Here is a 20608-nt window from a genome sequence, read left to right as displayed (position 1 = left end):
CTACAATAACGACAGAAGAAAAATAATATGCAAATTTCAAACAACATGACGGCTATCGTGACCGGCGGTTGCTCAGGTCTCGGCCATGCCACTGCGATAACACTACGAGAAGCGGGTTTTCGCGTCGCGATCTTTGACATGAATGAAGAAGTGGGTGCACAACGCGTCGAAGAGCTCGGTGCAAAGGACACCATGTTTTGCGCGGTTGACGTGCGCAATGCCGATTCAATTGAACAAGCAGTGGCTCAGGTAAATGAGAATTTCGGTAATATCCGCATGTGCGTTAACTGTGCAGGTGTGGCGCCAGCGAAACGTTTACTGGATAGAGAAAGCAACCCTATGCCACTGGATAGCTTTCAATCCGTGATCGACATAAACCTTGTAGGTTCATTCAACGTAGCGAGAGTTGTAGCAAGTTATATGGCTAAACTCGACCCTGTGGGTGAAGCACAAGAACGAGGCTTGATTGTCAATACGGCGTCTGTTGCCGGTTATGAAGGTCAAATCGGACAAACCGCATATGCAGCCAGTAAAGGCGGTATTATTGCGCTCACATTGCCAATGGCACGTGACCTTTCGAAAGTAGGAATTCGTGTAAATACTATTGCACCCGGCATTATGGGCACTCCCATGCTGCTAGCGATGCCTGAACATGTTCAAGATGCATTGAAAGCTAACGTGCCCTTCCCTAACCGTTTAGGGTTACCGGCTGAATACGCGAACCTAGCGGTCCATATGTTTGAAAATGCTTACCTTAACGGTGAAACCATCCGTTTGGATGGTGCATTGAGAATGCCACCTAAGTAATAGCATGATGGCGCGCTAATCTTGCGCGCCATTCACTATATTAGCGATGTTATACAAACGATTTACCGCATGGTAATTGACACTTCCCTTAGGATAGCGCCCTTTAGAGTTCAACTCTCCCGCCTCTTGCTGCATCAATAGTTCTATCGCCTGATCAACGGTCGCTACTGGATAAATATGAAATTGCCCTTGCGTGATCGCGTCAATTACGGGCCCATCTAACATCAAATTAATTTGATTTGAAGCCGGTATTATCACACCCTGTTTGCCAGTAAGCCCTCTGTATTGGCACAGGTCGAAAAACCCTTCGATCTTTTCATTCACACCACCTACGGCTTGTACTTCTCCGTATTGGTTGATTGAACCGGTAACGGCAAGTTCTTGCGTCGCGGGGATCTCGGTCAGTGCTGACAATAACGCTAATAATTCGCCCAAAGACGCGCTGTCACCATCGATATGACCGTAGGATTGCTCTAACGCAATATTGGCTGACAAGGTTAAGGGAAAATACTGAGCATATTTGTTGCCTAGATACCCGGTCAGTAGCATAACCCCTTTACTGTGGATCGGTTGCCCCAACTCGACTTCACGTTCGATATCAACCACGCCAGAGGCGCCCGCATAAACTGTAGAGGTTATCCGTGCCGGCGTACCAAAGGTTGTATCGCCGATTTCTAACACGGTTAGGCCATTCACTTTACCAATTGCTTTGCCCTGCGTATCAATCAGTACATGCCCTTCTGTGATGTCATCAAACAAGGCACCTTTTACGCGACCCGAGCGTTTTTTCTTTGCCGCCAGCGCTTCTTCAATATGCACTAAACGCAATTCTGCATCCTTGGCTTGCAATGCAAAGTAATTAGCTTCTTTTAATAACTCGATGACATCGGAAAAACGCGCTGATAACTTGCATTGATGTTCAGCCATTCTCATCGAATAGGTGACTAATCTAACCATTGCGGCGTGTTCAATGCTGTTCAGGCCTAACAACGCCAGTTGATGGCGAACGCGACCAACAAAATCTTTTAGATTGTCGTCACTGAGTTGAATTTCGTGGTCAAAGTCGACCAATACTCGAAACAGCTCATCAAATTCATCATCGTAATCTTGCAGCGTGTAATAGAGTTCGCGTGACCCCATCAGGATCACTTTTACGTTTAACTCTATTGCTTGAGGCGTCAGTGTAATGGCATTTACCATACCAATATCTTGCTGCGGTGAATCCATTTTCAGACTCGAAAACTTAAGTGCCAGTTTCAGTGATTCCCATACATAAGGCTGGTGCACCATTTTATCCGCGTCTAGCAACAAATAGCCGCCATTGGCGCGATGTAAAGCGCCACCTTGGATCATACTGTAATTGGTGTAAGCCACGCCCTGACTACTATTATATTCAACCTTACCGAATAAATTTTGATGCGTGGGGTTCGGCTCGTAAACTACAGGCGCCCCATCAGTGATGCGATGAGACACGACGACATTGGGCAGAAACTGCTCTTCAAGGATTGCGCGGCGGTCAAACTCTTCGGGTTTATCGTCCTTAGCTTCTACCATTAGCAGCTCAAGTACGGCGTCGATCATCGGGGTCTTCATTTGACGCAAGTATTTGAGCACGCCCAGCTGAGATGCATATTTATGTTCAAGATGCTTGAGCAATGGACGGATCCCCTGCTCAGCCGTCATTCGTTTGAGCTCTCGGAGCTTTTCACTGTGCTGGCGTTTCCATAATGGCAGCTCAATCAAAGCATCACTTAGACGCGTTTCTAGCGTATCTATCAGTTCATAAAAATGAGCTCTTTGCGCATCATCTAACTGGCTAAACTGAGTATCATTAATGGGTTCACCATTAATAATGGGCGAAAAAGAAATACTGCCGGCATCTTCGTATAACGCAACGCCCTTGGTTTGAGCGTATTTTTCTACTTCATCTATCGCATGGTCATATTGAAGCTCAAATTGACGCCCCAACGCGGCTTTTCTGCGTTGATATCCCGGGTTATCAAACGCAGCTGGGAAAGTATCAAGCACATCATCAATGAGGCCCTCTATATCTTCCACCAAACGCTTGCTGTCTCCAGCGGGCAATCTCAAAGTAAACGGCTGACGTTCATCGTCGAAATTATTGAGGTAAATCCAATCATCAGGCGTCGGTTTATGGGTCACCGCTTTAGCTACATAATCGTGAACTAATGTATACCGGCCGGTTGCTTGTTCACCCATAACGTACAAATTGTAGCCTGTCGCGTCGATACCTAAGCCAAAACTTAGGGCTTCACGCGCTCTCGCTTGGCCAACGAAGGTAGCTTGCATTGCCGTTTCGTCAGCAAGTGCTTGAGTGATTTTTTCTAATTGAGGAGCTGCATTGAGCTGTTCAGGCGTTAATGCAATCACGTCCTGTGGCTTTTTTTTCATGTAGACAAATCGAATTCATTTTTTATCAGTGTACACCGCGACAAAACGAATGTGTCAAGTTCACAAGTTTTTTTCACAAATGAAGGGTTTGGATCTGTTGTTGAATGCCACACTGAGGTATTCTAACGGGCTTTATGTCGCCGCAAATAAATCGGCTAACAATGTTAAGTTATAACACCAATACGGAATTCTACGCTGCATGTCAGAAAAGCAATACGACCACCGAGAAATAGAACAACAGGTTCAACAACACTGGCAAAATAACGACACGTTTAAAGTTGACGTGGACGAGTCAAAAGAGAAGTTCTACTGCTTATCAATGTTCCCATACCCTAGCGGCAAGCTGCATATGGGGCACGTGCGTAACTACACCATTGGTGACGTGATCAGTCGCTACCAACGTATGCAAGGTAAAAACGTACTTCAACCAATGGGTTGGGATGCGTTTGGCCTACCAGCAGAAAATGCGGCGATCAACAATAAGACCGCGCCGGCCAAGTGGACATATGCCAACATTGAATATATGAAGCAACAGTTGAAATCACTGGGCTTTGGCTATGACTGGTCGCGTGAGGTGACTACCTGTAAACCTGATTATTATCGCTGGGAACAATGGTTCTTCACCCGCCTTTATGAAAAAGGTTTGGTGTATAAAAAACTGTCTACGGTTAACTGGGATCCGGTGGACCAAACCGTATTGGCAAATGAACAGGTTATCGATGGCAGAGGCTGGCGTAGCGGCGCTGTTGTTGAACAAAAAGAAATTCCGCAATGGTTTATTAAAATTACCGATTATGCAGAAGCCTTACTCAGTGATTTAGACGGGCTGGATGAGTGGCCAGAACAGGTTGTAGCCATGCAACGTAACTGGATTGGTAAATCAGAAGGCGCCAATATCACGTTTGCATTACCTGCCCCAATCGCCGGCATCGACAGCGTCGACGTTTATACCACGCGTCCAGATACACTGTTTGGCGTGACCTATGTTGCCGTCGCTGCTCAGCACCCGCTCGCACAGCATGCTGCGCAATCGAATCCAGATGTAGCCGCCTTCATTGAAGACAACAAACACACTAAAGTCGCAGAAGCAGAACTAGCGACAATGGAAAAGCGTGGCTGCAATACAGGTCTTGAAGTAGTCCATCCGTTAACGGGTGAAAAAGTCCCGGTGTGGGTAGCAAACTTTGTCCTTATGGAATATGGCTCTGGCGCTGTTATGTCAGTTCCAGGCCACGACCAACGCGACTGGGAGTTTGCAACTAAGTATCAGTTACCTATCACGCAAGTGGTCAAGGCAGCAGACGGGGCAGAAATCAGTTCTATCGAGCACGCGGCAATCACTGATAAAGGTGAACTCATAAACTCAGGCGAGTTTAGCGGTCTTGCGTTTGAAGATGCATTCAACGGCATATGTCAGGCATTAGAGGCCAAAGGTAAAGGTACGCGCACAACCAATTATCGCTTACGTGACTGGGGTGTTTCACGCCAGCGCTATTGGGGTGCTCCTATCCCCATGATCAATATGCCAGATGGCTCAGAAGTGCCTGTGGCAGCAGAAAATCTTCCGGTTGAATTACCTGAAGATGTGGTTATGGACGGCGTCACAAGCCCTATCAAAGCCGATAAACAGTGGTCTCAAGTGACTGTTGACGGGCAAGCTGCACAACGTGAAACAGACACATTCGATACCTTTATGGAATCCAGTTGGTATTACGCGCGTTATGCATCTGCCCCCTCTGATGCGATGTTAGATCCAAAAGAAAGCAATTATTGGTTGCCGGTTGACCAATATGTCGGCGGCATTGAGCACGCCATTTTACACTTATTGTACTCTCGCTTCTTCCATAAGCTTTTACGTGATGAAGGTTTAGTTGATTCTGATGAACCATTTAAGCGTCTGCTTTGCCAAGGTATGGTGTTAGCAGAGTCATTTTATCGTGAAGATGAAAGCGGCAAGAAAACCTGGTTTTCGCCCACCGAAGTTGAATTGACCCGCGATGATAAAGGCCGTGTGATCAAAGCAGCATTAACGGCTGACGGCGAAGAAGTCATACCCGGCGGTATGACGAAAATGTCAAAATCCAAAAATAACGGGATTGACCCTCAACACGTTATCGATTTGTACGGTGCGGACACCGTTCGATTGTTTACTATGTTTGCTGCGCCGCCTGAACAAACGCTAGAGTGGATTGACTCTGGTGTTGAAGGGGCTCACCGCTTCTTGAAACGTCTGTACCGCTTAGTTATGGATAACCTCGATGCGCTTAAAGCGTCGAAACAAATCACGTCTGAAATCGTGAGTTCGTTAACTAAAGAGCAAAAAGCGTTACGCCGTGATATTCACAAGACGATTGAAAAAATCACTGATGATTTAGGCCGTAGACAAACCTTTAACACCGCTATTGCGGCGGTGATGGAATTGCTCAACAAGCTGCAAAAAGCTGATACTCAAAGTGATGCCGATATTGCCCTGTTGAATGAAGGCATTCACGCCATGATCCGTTTGTTGAATCCGGTAACCCCACATATTTGTCAGCATTTATGGGAAACGTTAGGGCATGAAGGTTCTATCGAGTTTGCCGGTTGGCCAACGGCTGATGCATCAGCAATGGTTGAAGATGAGAAACTTATCATCGTACAGGTTAACGGTAAGGTTCGTGCGAAAATAACGGTTGCCGCGGATGCTGACCAAGACAGCGTCAAAGCAACAGCAATGGAGCACGATAACGTGCAAAACTTCATCGCAGATAAGACCGTACGTAAAGTGATTGTTGTGCCAGGTAAACTGGTCAATATCGTAGCCAATTGATATCGGGAAAAGATTGGATGATAAAACTCCTGCGTGCATTTACTTGTGTGCTCATCGTGTTTACGTTGAGCAGTTGTGGCTTTACGCTGCGTGGCTCGCAACAGTTTCCAGAACACATAAAACAAGTCGAAGTGCGCAGTTTATCTGATCATGATCCCCAGGCTCTTGCACTCGCAGAGCGTTTGCGCGTTTACCAGTTAGATTACACTCGAGCGGCTGCGAGCGATATGTTGAACAATACAGTCATCATTGAGTTGCGCCCAGAAAATCTAGATCGACGTTTGCTGTCAGTATTTAGAACAGGCCAAGTGGCAGAGTATGAACTGATATATCGTGTCGATTACCGTGTTACCTTTCCACAAGCCGATCCCTTTGATTCAAGCGTTGAAGTTTTACGTGAATACCAAGATGATCCTGATCAGGTACTGGCAAAATCACGTGAACTGGATTTGATCTTAAGTGAAATGCGCGCCGACGCAGCAGATAGGATCATCCGCTTGATGGCCAGTCAGGCTGCTTCGCCTGCTGTCGAATAAAGCGCTATGCAAGTTTACCCTGACCGCTTCCTCGCCCAAATAGAAAAGGCACTGCCCAGTGTGGTGCTTGTTTTTGGTGATGAACCACAACAGAAGATTGAATGCATCGATCACCTTCGCGCTTTAGCCGTAAAGCAAGGCTTTTTGGAACGCCAAACACTTATCGCTGACAGTGATTTTGATTGGTCACTGTTGCTCGATGCTACCCAATCTATGTCGCTGTTTGCCGATAAGCAGTATATAGAGTTAGAGCTTCCGACAGGAAAACCCGGGGCAGCCGGCGCCAAAGTGCTCGCTGAACTTGCCAAAGCTGATTTTACCGATTTATTGGTACTGATCCATGGCGGTAAAATTGGCAAAGATGTGCAAAATACCAAATGGTTTAAATCACTTTTAGGCCTAGGATTCTATACGCCCTGCTTCCCACAAGAAGGCCAGCGGTTACAGCAGTGGATTTCACAGTGTATACAACGTAACCAGTTAAGTGCTGATCCTGATGCCATTGCATTGCTAGCAGACAACTGTGAAGGCAATTTACTTGCTGCACGGCAAGAAATAGAAAAACTTTCGTTAATTTACCCTAACGCACACCTTAACCGAGAACACGTGGGTAACGCCACTGTCGACCAATCGCGTTTCAACGTATTTCAACTGGTCGACTCATTGCTATCAGGCGATATACAACGTGGTATTAAAATTCTTTACCGTTTAGAAAGCGAAGGTGTTGAACCCAACATTGTTATTTGGGCGCTGATCAGAGAATGGCAAAACCTCTGGGCCTTGAAACACGCCATGCAAGCGGGCCAACAACCACAATGGCAGAAACACCGTATATGGCAAAACCGTCAAGGGCTATATTCCTCGGCATTGCACCGTTTAAATATGGACGATTTAGCGCAGATGCAACAAAAGCTAGCCGTTGCCGATCTTCAATTCAAACAATCAGTCGTCAGTAAGCCATATGTAACCTTGTGCCACCTTTGCTTACTGTTTTTGCCTGCGCCGCTATCTGCAATGAGTCTATGAATTACACAGGACCCTGTTTAGCGCTATTTGGCGGTACCTTTAATCCTCCTCATTTTGGCCATATAAACCCATTGCTCGCGTTAATTGACGAGTTTCAATTAACTGAAGTGAGGCTATTACCGTCCCCTATTCCGCCACATAAATCAGTTGATGGTGCGACCTTCAGCCAACGTCTCGATATGTTGAAGTTGGTATGCGAGGAATACCCACAATTTACCCTTGACCTCATTGAGACGCAGCTCCCCGAACCCTCATACACAGTAAGAACCCTACAACACTTCAGGCAGCAATTCCCTGATAGAAGTATTGTGTTCATTATGGGGCAAGACTCGATTAACACGCTGGATAGCTGGTACGAGTGGCAACGTATACTCGAGTTGAGCCATATAATTGTGATGCCGCGCAAAGACACATTGCCAGCGCCAAGCGAAAAGTTGAAACAGTGGATTAAACGATATCGGCAAACAGATACAGGTTTGCTCCAAAGTACCGCATCAGGTCAGCTATTTTTTGCAGAAAGCCCTATTACAGAGGTATCATCTACACTTATACGAAAAGTGTTAAATCAGGCGCTACCAGAAAACCCGTTAGCAGACGTCATTCCGTCTTCGGTGCTTAATTATTGCCGCGCCCATAAGCTTTATTTAGACAACACGTTAATGTGACAGGAGAAAACTTGAATCACGCAGAATTAGTAGAGTTTGTTAAAGACAAAATCGACGACATGAAAGGTCGTGACATCATTGAACTTGATGTATCCGGCAAATCCAGCATTACCGACACCTTACTTATTTGTTCAGGCAATTCAAAACGCCACGTCATTTCTATTGCTGAGCACGTTACATTATCGTGCAAAGCTGAAGGCAATCCAGCGCTTAGTATTGAAGGTAAGGACACGGGAGAGTGGGTGTTAGTGGACTTAGGTGATGTTGTTGTGCATGTGATGCAGGACGAAACACGTGATTTCTATCAATTAGAAAAACTCTGGGGCTAAATGCGGATCCAGATCATCGCAGTGGGGAACAAGATGCCGCAATGGGTGTCTGAAGGCAGTAATGAATACTTACGCCGGTTCCCACCCGACATGCCCGTTACAATAACTGAAATCCCGCCGGGGAAAAGAGGTAAGAACGCCGACATCGCGCGTATTCTCGACAAAGAGGGCGAGCTGATGTTAAAGGCTGTGGGCAAAGGAAATCGTATTGTTGCATTGGCTGTCACCGGCAAACGCTGGAGTACACCACAACTCGCACAAAAAATGTATGAGTGGCAACATGACGGACGTGATGTTAGTTTATTGGTTGGCGGTCCAGAAGGATTGGCACCGTCATGTATCGCAGCAGCGGAACAACAATGGTCTTTGTCAGATTTAACCCTGCCTCACCCTATGGTACGCGTTATTTTGGCTGAATCGTTATACCGCGCTTGGAGTGTTAATAATAATCACCCTTATCACAGAGAGTAGTCGTGCCGAGAAAGCGCCAAACCATACGTGATCACACCGCAGAGGCAAACCTTTTTGCACGACGTGCCGTCATCGCTCTCATTATCGTATCCACATTGATTGGGATAGTGATCAGTAACCTGTATCACTTGCAAGTCACGCAGTTCGAAGATTATCAAACGCGCTCAAATGGAAACCGCATCAAGGTATTGCCGGTTGCCCCCAATAGAGGCCTCATTCTAGATAGAAACGGCATTATACTGGCTGAAAATGTACCGGTTTTTAGTTTAGAAGTGATCCCGGAAGAAGTGGAAGACATTGATCAGATGTTGGTTGATGTAAAAGCAATACTGGACATCACCGATGAACAAATCGACGATTTTAAAAAGAACTTAAAAAGCCAACGACGATTTAAGCCAGTGGCATTGAAATCACGCCTAGAGCATGACGAAGTTGCCAAGTTTTCTGTACACCAACACAAATTCCCTGGTGTTAGCATCAACGCTCGTCTCGCGCGTCATTACCCTTTCGGTTCAGCGTTGACACATGCACTCGGCTACGTTGCGCGGATCAACAAAAATGATTTAAATAAACTCATCGAATCTGGTCAAGAAGCCAATTACGACGCCACACATGATATTGGCAAATTAGGCATTGAACGGTTTTATGAAGAACGTTTACACGGACAAGTAGGCTATCAACAAGTGGAAGTGAACAATCAAGGCCGTATATTGCGTACACTCGACTTTCAACCGCCGATCCCGGGTGAAGACCTTGTTTTGAATATCGACTTAGAGCTACAACTTGAGGTGCAGCGCTTAGTGGGTGAACGACGCGCAGCAATTATTGTATCTGAGCCTGCGACTGGCGCCGTCTTAAGCCTTTATTCAAACCCCAGTTATGACCCCAACCTATTTGTACACGGGATCAGTTCGCGCAACTACAATGCATTACTCAACTCTGCGGCTCGCCCCCTCATAAACCGCACAACGCAGGGGCAATATCCGCCAGCGTCAACAATTAAACCTCATCTAGCATTGGTTGGTTTAGAAAAGAAAATCATCGATTTAGACTTTACCATGAAGGATTATGGTCGCTATCGCATCGACAATGTCGATCATGTTTGGCGAGACTGGAAACGCGGAGGACATGGCGAAGTTAATGTTACCAAGGCTGTAGAAGTGAGTTGTGATACGTTTTTTTATGATTTGGCGTTTAATCTCGGTATCGATGCCATCAGTGAATCGATGAATGAATTTGGTTTTGGGGATTACACCGGTATAGACATCGCAGAGGAATCAGACGCTAACATGCCCTCTCGTGGATGGAAGCGCGCACAAATGAACGAGGCTTGGTATATTGGCGATACCATCCCTGTCGGCATTGGTCAGGGATTTTGGACTGCCACACCTATCCAAATTAGTGCGTCTGTGAATACATTGATTAATCATGGGGAAAAGATTATCCCTCAATTGCTGCGCGGCGTGAAAACGTCAGACACTATCAAATTAGAAGGTATTAAAACCTCACGCCCAATTACGGTTGAAAATGACGCCAATTGGGACGTTGCGCTTGACGCGATGTACGGCACAGTCAATAGAGAACATGGCACTGCGCGGAATGCTTTCAAAAATACGCCCTATATATCAGCGGGTAAAACCGGTACTGCACAGTTGTTTACTGTTGCTCAGGATGAAGAATATGTTGCCGAAGAAGTCGCCAGCCATTTGCGCGACAATGCGATGTATATCGGTTTTGCGCCGTATGAAAAACCTGAAATCTCGGTTACGGTTGTGCTTGAGAATGCCGGTGGTGGTAGTAGCAATGCCGCCCCACTCGCTAGGCAAATAATGGACTTTTATTTTAGAAATCATGTTTTTGAACCGCCGCAAAGCGAAATTACCCTGACTAATGGCGAAGTACAATGAACCGAACTCCCATAAATCCAAATAAAGTCAGCCTATTACGCAAGCTACACATCGACGGTGTATTGTTAATCGGTTTACTGGTTCTAATGGGGGTTGGATTGGTTACAATCTATTCAGCCGGCGGGCAGGACCCTGCTTTGATCCAGCGCCAATTGATCCGGTTAGGTTTAGCATTGTTCGTGATGTTTGTACTCGCGCAGGTTCCCCCCATGATGTACCGCGGCATGGCAATATATTTTTATGCTATTGGGCTTATGATGCTTATAGCCGTCTTAGTGGTTGGCGTTGTGGGTAAAGGTGCACAACGTTGGCTCGATCTCGGCTTTATGCGGTTTCAACCTTCGGAAATCATGAAACTGGCGGTCCCCATGATGGTGGCTTGGTATATCAGTAAATTCACGCTACCGCCGCGCACACATCACATCATTATTGGTTTTATATTAGTGGCAATACCGACTGTCCTCATTGCTAAACAGCCCGATTTAGGTACCTCATTATTGATTGCCAGCTCAGGCATTTTCGCCCTATTTTTGGCCGGCATGGCGTGGAAATTGATATCCGTAGTGTCAGTGATGGCCGGAGCATTTGCGCCTATCATGTGGTTTTTCTTGATGAAAGATTACCAAAAACAACGCGTATTAACGTTTTTGAACCCTGAAAGCGACCCCCTCGGTTCTGGTTATCACATCATTCAATCCAAGATTGCAATTGGTTCAGGCGGCATTGAGGGCAAGGGTTGGTTGCAGGGTACTCAATCACAGTTGGAATTTCTGCCAGAACGCCATACTGACTTTATCTTTGCGGTGTTCAGTGAAGAGTTTGGTTTGATGGGCGTTATTGGACTGCTTGGCATATACGCATTTATTATCTTACGTGGCATGTGGATAGCCTCGCGTGCCCAAGACGCCTTTAGTAAATTGCTTGCTGGTGCCATAACCCTAACCTTCTTTGTCTATGTGTTCGTAAATATGGGGATGGTTTCAGGCTTGTTACCTGTAGTCGGCGTACCATTGCCTTTAGTGAGTTACGGCGGCACTTCTATGGTGACACTGCTCGCAGGATTTGGCATTCTAATGGCTATTAGTACGCAAACCAGATTAATGTCGCGCTAACAAAATGAAAAAAATACTCACAACTCTGGTTTATATCACTACACTCAGCCTTACGTTTGGGTGTCAGTATGGCGGGCGATACTCGCAGCGCCATGATTCTGCACCGACCTACGTTCCCCACTCCATAGCCAGAGAGAGTGCGATCCCGCATTATGAGCCTTATCGAGAATGGAATAGTCGACCCTACACCGTGTTAGGCAAACGGTATTACCCATTACAAACTGGTAAAGGCTTTACAGAACAAGGCCAAGCATCATGGTATGGGCAAAAGTTTCACGGTCACCTCACCTCGAATGGCGAGATATATGACATGTACGGCATGACCGCTGCACATAAAACATTGCCACTTCCCTCGTTTGTGCGTGTAACCAATAAAGCCAACGGGAAGCAAGTTGTTGTGCGCGTGAATGATCGTGGTCCGTTTCACGGAGATAGGATCATCGATTTGTCTTTTGCTGCGGCGAAAAAACTCGATTTTTTGAAAACGGGAACGGCGAACGTGTCACTGGAAGTCATCCATTTTGACGAACAAAACCGTGTTACCGTTGGTAATGGCCCAACTGTTTCCTATGCAGAGTATGCAGGTATTGAGGTCCCGACTCAGCCTTCTCAGACAGTCGAAGAACGAGACACTACAGTGGCAGATGGCTTGTATATCCAAGTCGCAGCGCTCAGCGACGCGACTAAGATCCAACAAATTTCAGATGATTTAAGCCGCCGTTTTCAAGTTCCTACCATCACTTTGAATCAAGAACGGATCTACCGATTACGTTTGGGCCCTATCAGCAATCAGCATTTGGCAGACCTATTGCTAGACGAATTACGTACATCAGGCTTTCCCGAAGCCTTTAGTATTTCCGCGCAATAATAAGCCTATTCATCCTGAGAAATCGCCAATCGCCGTGGCACTTTTGCGCCAATTAGCACTCTCCGCACACAGTTGGTAATACAGCAAACTTTTTCCTGATATCCGTATCAGATAAAACTTCTGCAATAACCAACGCAGATGACATAAACTTTTCTAAATTTTTATTGTCTTAGCCTAGTCCAAAGGTAGCGTTTTGCGATATTATAACGCCTTATCTTTGTAGAAGATGTGCGCTAATAAAAGGGGTAATAAGCCCCAAAACCATAACTAAAAAAACGGTAGTTTCATGCTTTCAAAATTTCGTTATCTATCAGCCGTATTCTGTTTGGCCATTACTCCACTAACGCAAGCGGCCGTGGTTATCCCACCTCCACCGTCCGTGGCGGCAGAAGGTCATTTGTTAATTGATCCTGCGACAGACACGGTCATCACCGAAAACAACGCAGACATGCGCCTTGCACCTGCAAGTTTAACTAAAATAATGACGGTGTATGTTATCGGTAAAGAGATACAAGCTGGTAACATTTCAATTAACGATAAGGTTAAGATTTCTGAAAACGCATGGGCTAAAAACTTCCCAGACTCCTCTAAAATGTTTATTGAGGTGAATACTGAAGTATCGGTGTCTGACTTATTGCGCGGTATTATGGTGCAATCAGGTAATGATGCCTGTGTCGCTATGGCAGAACATATTGCCGGCAGTGAAAGTGCTTTTGCCAATATGATGAATGCACACGCCGAAGCGCTTGGCATGACCGGTACGCATTTTGTCAACAGTCACGGCTTACATGATCCTGACCACTATACTACCCCACGCGACATGGCCATTTTATCAGCGGCTCTGATCAACGAAGTGCCGGAAATGTATGCGATTTACAGCGAAAAAGAATTTACTTATAACAACATCAAACAGTACAACCGCAACAGTTTGTTGTGGGATAAAAGTCTTAATGTTGACGGAATTAAAACCGGGCACACATCTGATGCGGGTTACAGTTTAATTACCTCTGCTACGCAAGGAGATATGCGCCTAATTTCAGTTGTGATGGGCACTGATAGCGAACGTTCGCGTAAAGAAGAAAACAAAAAATTATTGCGCTATGGTTTCCGCTTTTATGAAACAGTCACGCCGTATGAGGCCGGTACAAGCTTTGTTGCCCACCGCATTTTTATGGGTGACAGAGAAACCGTAGACTTGGGAATTAACCAAGCAACCCCCATTACTATACCCAGAGGTCAAGTGAAAAACTTAGAAGCTAATTTTGTATTAGATGAAAAGTTAGAGGCGCCTTTGGCAAAAGGTGAAGTAGTAGGCAAATTATTTATCCAACTTGAAGGCGAAGACATTGCAGAGTACCCACTCGTAGCGCTTCAAGAGGTAAATGAAGGTGGTTTCTTTGATCGCGCTGTCGATTACATCAAGCTACAGCTTGGCTTTGATAGTTAAGTAACCAAACGCGAATACGCAGGAGATTATCGTGGATACACGTTTTGACGAACTGTTAGAGTTTCCATGTTATCAAACATTTAAAATAATGGGTGTGGCTCACGAGAGCCTACCTTCGGTGGTTATCAGCCGTTTACAAGAGCTTGCACCGGGGGACTATGTGCCCAGTGTAAAACCAAGTAGTAAGGGGAATTACCACTCCTTATCCTTGAGTGTAAAAGTCACCAGCAAAGACCACATGGAAACCATTTATACCGAGCTATCTAAGCTCGAACTAGTGCGTGTTGTTCTGTAATTAATGAGTGACACGCAGCAAATCCCTCGCATTATCGTTCGTCAATTAGGCCTGCAATCATATTTGCCCATGTGGCAACGTATGCAAACCTTTACCGATGAACGAAACACCGATACCACTGATGAAATATGGCTGTTAGAGCATGAAGCCGTGTTTACACAGGGCCAAGCGGGTAAAGCAGAACATATACTGATGCCAGGCGACATACCAGTTGTGCCAGTAGATCGTGGTGGCCAAGTAACCTATCACGGTCCGGGTCAGCAAATGCTGTATTGCTTAATTGATATTAAGCGAGCGAAGTTGGGTGTACGCCATTTAGTCACCGCACTAGAGCAATGCATCGTTAACCTGTTGGCCGACTACAATATTGAAGCGTACGCCAAGCCTGATGCTCCCGGCGTGTATATTAATGAGAAGAAAATCTGCTCAGTGGGTTTAAGAATTCGAAAGGGCTGTTCATTCCATGGCCTGGCTCTCAACGTGAATATGGATCTTAGCCCTTTCCAACGTATCAATCCCTGTGGCTATGCCGGCTTGGAAATGGTAGATTGTGCGCGCGTTGGCGGCCCCGATTCAATCGCCAGCGTGGCTAAACCATTGATTAATCATTTTTGCACGCTGATAGGCGTGCAATCGATAGAATTTAAAGAAGGCTTTGATGAGTAACGTAAAACCAAGGGCTGGAGTCAAACTCCGCGATGACGAAAAAGTTAAGCACATTCCTGTCACTATTATTCCGACAGAAAAAGAGGATATGCTACGCAAGCCTGAATGGATAAAAATCAAGTTACCACGCAATACCGACCGCATTGACCAGATCAAGCAAACTCTGCGTAAAAACAAACTTCACTCTGTATGCGAAGAAGCCAGCTGCCCTAACCTAGCTGAATGTTTTAATCACGGCACAGCCACCTTTATGATTTTAGGTGATATTTGTACTCGTCGTTGTCCATTCTGTGACGTTGCCCACGGTAAACCGCTTCCACCATCAGCGGAAGAGCCTTTAAAACTTGCCACCACAATAAAAGAAATGAATCTACGCTATGTGGTGATCACCTCGGTCGATAGGGATGATTTACGTGATGGCGGCGCACAACACTTTGTTGATTGCATTAACGCGATAAGAGAGCATTCGCCGTCAACCACGATTGAAGTACTGGTGCCAGATTTTCGTGGTCGTATGGATCGCGCATTAGAGATATTCAAAAATGGTGTGCCTGATGTGTTTAACCACAATTTAGAAACCATTCCACGCCTTTACCGTGAATGTCGACCTGGGGCAAATTATCAGTGGTCTTTAGATCTATTGAAGAAGTTTAAGCAGCAACATCCAGACATTCCAACCAAGTCAGGTTTAATGATGGGCATGGGTGAAACCAACGATGAAATCCAAACTGTACTCGACGATTTACGCGCTCATGATGTGGATATGTTGACGTTAGGCCAGTACCTTCAGCCAAGCAAGCACCACTATCCGGTAAAACGTTATGTACCACCGCAAGAGTTTGATGCGCTTGGCGAGTATGCGAAAGAAATTGGATTTAGCCACGCTGCGTGTGGTCCAATGGTACGCTCAAGCTATCATGCCGACAAACAAGCAGCCGGCGAAGAAGTTAAGTAAGCGATAAATAAAAGGCGCAGTGGTCAGCTACTGCGCTAATCTGGCGTTGTATTTAAAAACTTGATTACGTCCGAAGTGTTTCGACTGATATAACGCCAAGTCTGCAGACGCAAGCAATGTATCCAGCTTATATCCCGCCAAAGTGCTATCAGTTACGCCAAAGCTGGCCGTTATTTTAAAATTATGCCCCGTGTCTTTGGTATCTATTCGCTCTAGCGCTTCACGACAATGCTCCGCAAATTTAGCGGCTTGATCTTGCGCATAGCCCACTTTCAAAATCGCGAACTCTTCACCGCCCATACGCGCAAATAACATGGATGTATCCAACAGCGCCTCTATGCTCTTCACTGTGAGCTGTAACGCGTCATCTCCGGCTTTATGACCATAGGTGTCGTTAACATGTTTGAATTTATCTAAATCGAGTAATATTAATGATACAGGCGCGAAACGTTTATGCGCTTTTTGCAGCATTTGCGTACCCTGTTCAATAAATTCAGAACGATTATTGATCCCCGTGAGGCCATCAGTTTTTGCCAGATATTCAAAACGCTTCTGCAATTTTCGACCGCGATAGGACCAAAACATTAATATTGTTAGCAGTGTACTCAAAAGAATAAATGCCAGAATACTGTTTTCGATTCTCTCCGTGGCTAAATCTTTCTCAGTACGTAACAACCTATTTTGTTGGTCCAGTCGTTCAATATCGGCTTCTTTGGCAGCAATATCAGCATTTACTTGCTGAATGATTCGTAGCTTCACTGTGTCGGTTTCGGTTTTCTTCTGTTTTAACTCAACATATTGCTCGAAAACCGATAAAGCCTCATCGAACGCCTGTTGCTGTTTTAACGCTTGCCACAGTACGTTCAATGCTCGTATGCGACCTATACTGTAACTATGACTCGCTTCATGAGCCAACATGTCGCGAGCATACTGTTCAGCCATGCTGAAGTCAGACAATTGAAGGTAGGCTTCTGCGTATACCGTTTTTGTATACAAGTCTTCCAAAACGTAATTCGCTTCTTCACGCAATTGTTGAGTATCATCGAGAACCTTCAATGCCTCCTTAGGCTTTTCACGATCGAGCAGTACTTGTGCCCAAACACGATTAACAATGGCCTGCATGACGCGATTATTAGCTTTTTCGCAAACATCGTTGGTATTGGCATACTCAGTCGCTGAAACCCCCTCTGACGCATATAACTTGTAATTTGAATCAATCTTCAGGTGTAGCAATATGCAAAGAGAGTCTGCTGGAACACCGACTGGCAATAGCCTTTCAACGTGAAGTAGCGCCGTCTCATAATCCCCAAGGTAATAATAAAATGTACTTATCGAAGTAAAATAGGCGAGTAAGTTGGGATCCGTGATGTCTGCAAACTCTTCCAGCATATCATTTGACAGCAAAATTCCATCTTGCCAACGGTTTAACGCAATATAGGCGTTTAAAATGGAAGATTTAATTTTAAGGCGTAATGCAGGATTCGACACCTGTTGCAATAAACCCAGATTGTCGGCAAGCGCCTCTTCGAACTCGCCGCTGTATAGGCGAAAATAGGCTTTTAAGTATTGATAAGTTTGCTTTTGTAGCAACGGTAAATTGTCTGGATTAATCTCAGACATTAATTCACCTGCTCGTTTTTGATCAGACAAGCGCAGTGCCTCAGCCTCAACTAAACGTTCGAAATCTGAGGCACGAGCAACGTTAAATAGCACACTGAAGCCGAGCAACAATGTAGCTATAAATTTATAATTGAGCACAACTACGACTTAAAAAATGAAATGGAACTGTTAAGCAACCCTATCCGCTGGTTTTTCAGAGTCATCTTCCTTGTCATCTTCATCATCTTCTTCTTTGCCCGGCTCTGGTGGCGTCGTGATAATCATTAACAGCTCGGCACTTTGTGCATCCGCTTTATAAGCGTCAAGGATCGCTTGCTGTTCTGGTGTTAATATGATGTCCTGAGATGCAGGATTTTCCCCTAATTCAATCAGTATTTCTAAAGCTTCCGTAGCGTATTGTTTTTCTAACATTGTCATTACTATGTTCTCGTTTACGTGCGTTTAAGTGATAGCTTTTTATTGAGCACAAATTATGCCTGAAACCGCGTGTGATAAAAGTATTAATTACTTGTTAACAGCCTCAGTTTTTGCAAAACCTTCGCATTCTGTATTGGTTTATAAGCAGGCGGTACAATAAGCGTTGTAATGGGCGACATATCTGCGGTAGGTAAATCAGCCAGCGAAATATAGTCAATCCTAGCGTCGTCAGTGGGTAATGTAGGGCATTCATATAAGATCACCTGATGTGATGGCGCATAGTGTTCATATAGCAATTCACATAAGATAGTTACATGTTGGGATGAACTGACTTTCGTAGTTAGAGATAACTCACCGGCTAATGCTATCTGCCACAACACTAAGTAAGCCGACGCATCATAGCGGTGTTGATAAAACATAAACTGGCTTGCTTCATAATGCTGGCAGCCGACATCCCCTGGGTCGATACCCACATCAGCATACAAACAGTCCTCGGCAGAAATTCCCGGCTCCATAACAGCACTGTAACCTTCTTCTCTAGCCTGACGAATAACATTGTGTGGTGCGCGCGCAAATACGCCTGGGTGCCCATAAAAAGCGCCCACGACACGCTTTCCTTGGCGTACCTCGTCCATCATGACCTCTACCATATCAATATACGTTTGATTGCGCGGTTTATCGCTCGAGTACAAATATTGTAGAGAGTGAGTATTCGGATTAAGCCGCTCAATGTGCTGCTGCATTACTGGGTGGCAACTACTGAACACCACATCCGCTTGGGAAATGTGGTTTTTGCAACGAATACTCATGTGAGCACCGATGGTCATGCCTGTACCGACACAGGTTATCGAGCCTTTTTTCAACTGATTGTTACTCATTGACGGGTTTACTAAAGCACAAAAGAATAGCTTATCTTATAGTACCTGTACGATTTATTTCGAAAACGGTTGCACGTCTGTGTGCTTTCATTACAGTGTGCGCTTAGATAACGTCAGCATAAGTAAAATCATGCGTAAAAAAATCTACATTGCCTATACCGGCGGCACCATTGGCATGCGCCCGTCGCCACGCGGTTACGTGCCTGCTCCCGGCTTTTTAACCGATACGCTGGCGGGTATGCCAGAGTTTAATCGACCGGAGATGCCTGAGTTTCATATTCACGAGTATGAAAACTTAATTGATTCATCCGATATGACACCCGCTGACTGGCAACAAATGGCAGATGATATCGCCGCCAATTATGATAACTATGATGGCTTCATTATTCTCCATGGCACAGACACAATGGCTTACACGGCATCAGCACTGAGCTTTATGTTTGACGGTTTGTCAAAACCGGTCATTGTGACTGGTTCACAGATCCCCTTGGCAGAACTACGTTCGGACGGTCAAGAAAATTTGTTAAACGCTTTGTATATTGCGGCAAACTATCCCATTCCTGAAGTAACGCTGTTCTTCAACAACAAGTTATTACGCGGCAATAGAGCTCGAAAAGTCGATGCCAATGGCTTCGATGCATTTGACTCACCCAACTACCCTATTTTGATCAACGCTGGCATTAAAATTCAGGTCACCGAGCATCATCGTTGTGTTGCTGAAAATAAGTCATTGAGCGTCAAACCGATTTACCCACAACCAATTGGCTTGATCAGTCTATACCCTGGGATTTCAGCGGATGTGATCCAGAATATTCTGCAACAACCAGTAAAAGCGCTGATTCTCTTGAGTTATGGTGTCGGTAATGCGCCACAATCTGACGCGATTTTAGCGCCACTTCGCTTTGCCAGAGAGCAACAAATTGTGGTGGTTAATTGTACTCAATGTGCGCGGGGCAAAGTTGACATGAGTGGCTACGCCAATGGTCATGTATTGAATGAATTAGGGGTAGTTTCGGGCTCAGATATGACGCCTGAAGCAGCCTTAGCGAAGCTGCACTTTTTGCTTTCGCAAGGGTATGATTACGACACCATTCGCGAGCTTCTGCAGCAAGATTTATGTGGCGAGTTGAGCTAATTAAACAGCAATCAGTAGCAATGAGGCGGCGCACTAGAGTGCCCGCCCTCCCATATCATCAGCTAATCGATCCAATCTAGATAGCGTATCGTCAAACCCCGCGTTCGCAGGTAAATAACTGACCTTTACGCAGGCAGAGTCACTACCATATTCAGCCTTTAACCCATCTTGGTGCCAGTTCTTTACGGTATTCAAAAAACGGTATGCAACGGGCTCGGCATCAAACACAAACTCAATAATTTGGGTAACCATA

Annotated in this window: 20 protein-coding genes; 15 read left to right on the top strand and 5 right to left on the bottom strand. The window is 45.4% G+C overall.

Features of this window, described 5'->3' with window-relative positions; translation table 11 throughout:
* Positions 1-27 precede the first annotated feature (27 nt).
* Entirely contained in the window at positions 28-807 is a 780-nt protein-coding gene (locus CSH93_RS00735) for an SDR family NAD(P)-dependent oxidoreductase (RefSeq protein WP_100640910.1), read from the top strand.
* 15 nt (positions 808-822) lie between these two features.
* On the opposite strand, the gene CSH93_RS00730 is transcribed toward CSH93_RS00735, so the two are convergent.
* Complete coding sequence (locus CSH93_RS00730) at positions 823-3219, bottom strand: Lon protease family protein (RefSeq protein ID WP_100640908.1); 2397 nt, start codon at positions 3217-3219, stop codon at positions 823-825.
* Between the two features lie 199 nt (positions 3220-3418).
* Here CSH93_RS00730 and leuS point away from each other — a divergent pair, with 199 nt between their 5' ends.
* The 13 genes from leuS (at position 3419) to lipA (ending at position 16305) form a co-directional block, all read left to right on the top strand.
* A complete protein-coding gene (gene leuS / locus CSH93_RS00725; RefSeq protein ID WP_100640906.1) occupies positions 3419-6028 on the top strand; it encodes a leucine--tRNA ligase in 2610 nt (869 codons plus the stop codon).
* Between the two features lie 17 nt (positions 6029-6045).
* The gene (locus tag CSH93_RS00720) at positions 6046-6564 is read left to right on the top strand and encodes an LPS-assembly lipoprotein LptE (RefSeq protein WP_100640904.1); all 519 of its coding nucleotides are present in this window, start codon (positions 6046-6048) and stop codon (positions 6562-6564) included.
* Between the two features lie 6 nt (positions 6565-6570).
* Positions 6571-7590, top strand: coding sequence for a DNA polymerase III subunit delta (gene holA / locus CSH93_RS00715; protein ID WP_100640902.1), 1020 nt, complete (start codon positions 6571-6573; stop codon positions 7588-7590).
* The gene (nadD, locus tag CSH93_RS00710) at positions 7587-8255 is read left to right on the top strand and encodes a nicotinate-nucleotide adenylyltransferase (protein ID WP_100640900.1); all 669 of its coding nucleotides are present in this window, start codon (positions 7587-7589) and stop codon (positions 8253-8255) included. The genes holA and nadD overlap by 4 nt, the downstream gene beginning before the upstream one ends.
* Before the next feature lie 11 nt (positions 8256-8266).
* Positions 8267-8584, top strand: coding sequence for a ribosome silencing factor (gene rsfS, locus CSH93_RS17985; RefSeq protein WP_100640884.1), 318 nt, complete (start codon positions 8267-8269; stop codon positions 8582-8584).
* The gene (gene rlmH, locus CSH93_RS17980) at positions 8585-9055 is read left to right on the top strand and encodes a 23S rRNA (pseudouridine(1915)-N(3))-methyltransferase RlmH (protein WP_100640882.1); all 471 of its coding nucleotides are present in this window, start codon (positions 8585-8587) and stop codon (positions 9053-9055) included.
* 2 nt (positions 9056-9057) lie between these two features.
* Entirely contained in the window at positions 9058-10962 is a 1905-nt protein-coding gene (mrdA, locus tag CSH93_RS00695; RefSeq protein WP_100640880.1) for a penicillin-binding protein 2, read from the top strand.
* The gene (gene rodA, locus CSH93_RS00690) at positions 10959-12074 is read left to right on the top strand and encodes a rod shape-determining protein RodA (RefSeq protein ID WP_100640878.1); all 1116 of its coding nucleotides are present in this window, start codon (positions 10959-10961) and stop codon (positions 12072-12074) included. Before mrdA ends, rodA begins: the two co-directional genes overlap by 4 nt.
* A gap of 4 nt (positions 12075-12078) precedes the next feature.
* Positions 12079-12942, top strand: coding sequence for a septal ring lytic transglycosylase RlpA family protein (locus CSH93_RS18185; RefSeq protein WP_100640876.1), 864 nt, complete (start codon positions 12079-12081; stop codon positions 12940-12942).
* A 286-nt stretch (positions 12943-13228) separates the two neighbouring features.
* Positions 13229-14389 (top strand): D-alanyl-D-alanine carboxypeptidase family protein, encoded by a 1161-nt coding sequence (locus CSH93_RS00680; protein WP_100640874.1) that lies wholly within the window; start codon positions 13229-13231, stop codon positions 14387-14389.
* Positions 14390-14417: 28 nt separating this feature from the next.
* The gene (gene ybeD / locus CSH93_RS00675) at positions 14418-14684 is read left to right on the top strand and encodes a DUF493 family protein YbeD (RefSeq protein WP_205663201.1); all 267 of its coding nucleotides are present in this window, start codon (positions 14418-14420) and stop codon (positions 14682-14684) included.
* A gap of 3 nt (positions 14685-14687) precedes the next feature.
* Positions 14688-15350 (top strand): lipoyl(octanoyl) transferase LipB, encoded by a 663-nt coding sequence (gene lipB, locus CSH93_RS00670; RefSeq protein ID WP_100640870.1) that lies wholly within the window; start codon positions 14688-14690, stop codon positions 15348-15350.
* The gene (gene lipA, locus CSH93_RS00665) at positions 15343-16305 is read left to right on the top strand and encodes a lipoyl synthase (protein ID WP_100640868.1); all 963 of its coding nucleotides are present in this window, start codon (positions 15343-15345) and stop codon (positions 16303-16305) included. Before lipB ends, lipA begins: the two co-directional genes overlap by 8 nt.
* 27 nt (positions 16306-16332) lie before the next feature.
* Here the strand turns inward: lipA and CSH93_RS00660 are convergent, their stop codons facing one another.
* From CSH93_RS00660 to CSH93_RS00650, 3 genes are all read right to left on the bottom strand, one after another.
* Positions 16333-18063: a GGDEF domain-containing protein gene (locus CSH93_RS00660; RefSeq protein ID WP_100640866.1), complete on the bottom strand. Its 1731-nt coding sequence runs from the start codon at positions 18061-18063 to the stop codon at positions 16333-16335.
* Between the two features lie 30 nt (positions 18064-18093).
* The gene (locus CSH93_RS00655; RefSeq protein WP_124748918.1) at positions 18094-18336 is read right to left on the bottom strand and encodes a hypothetical protein; all 243 of its coding nucleotides are present in this window, start codon (positions 18334-18336) and stop codon (positions 18094-18096) included.
* Positions 18337-18425: 89 nt separating this feature from the next.
* Positions 18426-19220 (bottom strand): SAM-dependent methyltransferase, encoded by a 795-nt coding sequence (locus CSH93_RS00650; RefSeq protein ID WP_100640862.1) that lies wholly within the window; start codon positions 19218-19220, stop codon positions 18426-18428.
* Between the two features lie 130 nt (positions 19221-19350).
* On the opposite strand from CSH93_RS00650, the gene ansA reads away from it, so the two are divergent.
* Positions 19351-20355, top strand: a complete 1005-nt coding sequence (gene ansA / locus CSH93_RS00645) for an asparaginase (protein ID WP_100642293.1) — start codon at positions 19351-19353, stop codon at positions 20353-20355.
* Between the two features lie 33 nt (positions 20356-20388).
* Here the strand turns inward: ansA and CSH93_RS00640 are convergent, their stop codons facing one another.
* Positions 20389-20607 (bottom strand): hypothetical protein, encoded by a 219-nt coding sequence (locus CSH93_RS00640; RefSeq protein ID WP_100640860.1) that lies wholly within the window; start codon positions 20605-20607, stop codon positions 20389-20391.
* Position 20608: the final 1 nt, after the last annotated feature.

This window comes from Neoalteromonas facilis, from assembly GCF_002807665.1.
In the GTDB taxonomy this organism is placed as follows: domain Bacteria; phylum Pseudomonadota; class Gammaproteobacteria; order Enterobacterales; family Alteromonadaceae; genus Alteromonas_E; species Alteromonas_E facilis.
Note: the sequence above shows the minus strand (reverse complement) of the source record. Positions and strands in the feature narration are given on the sequence as shown.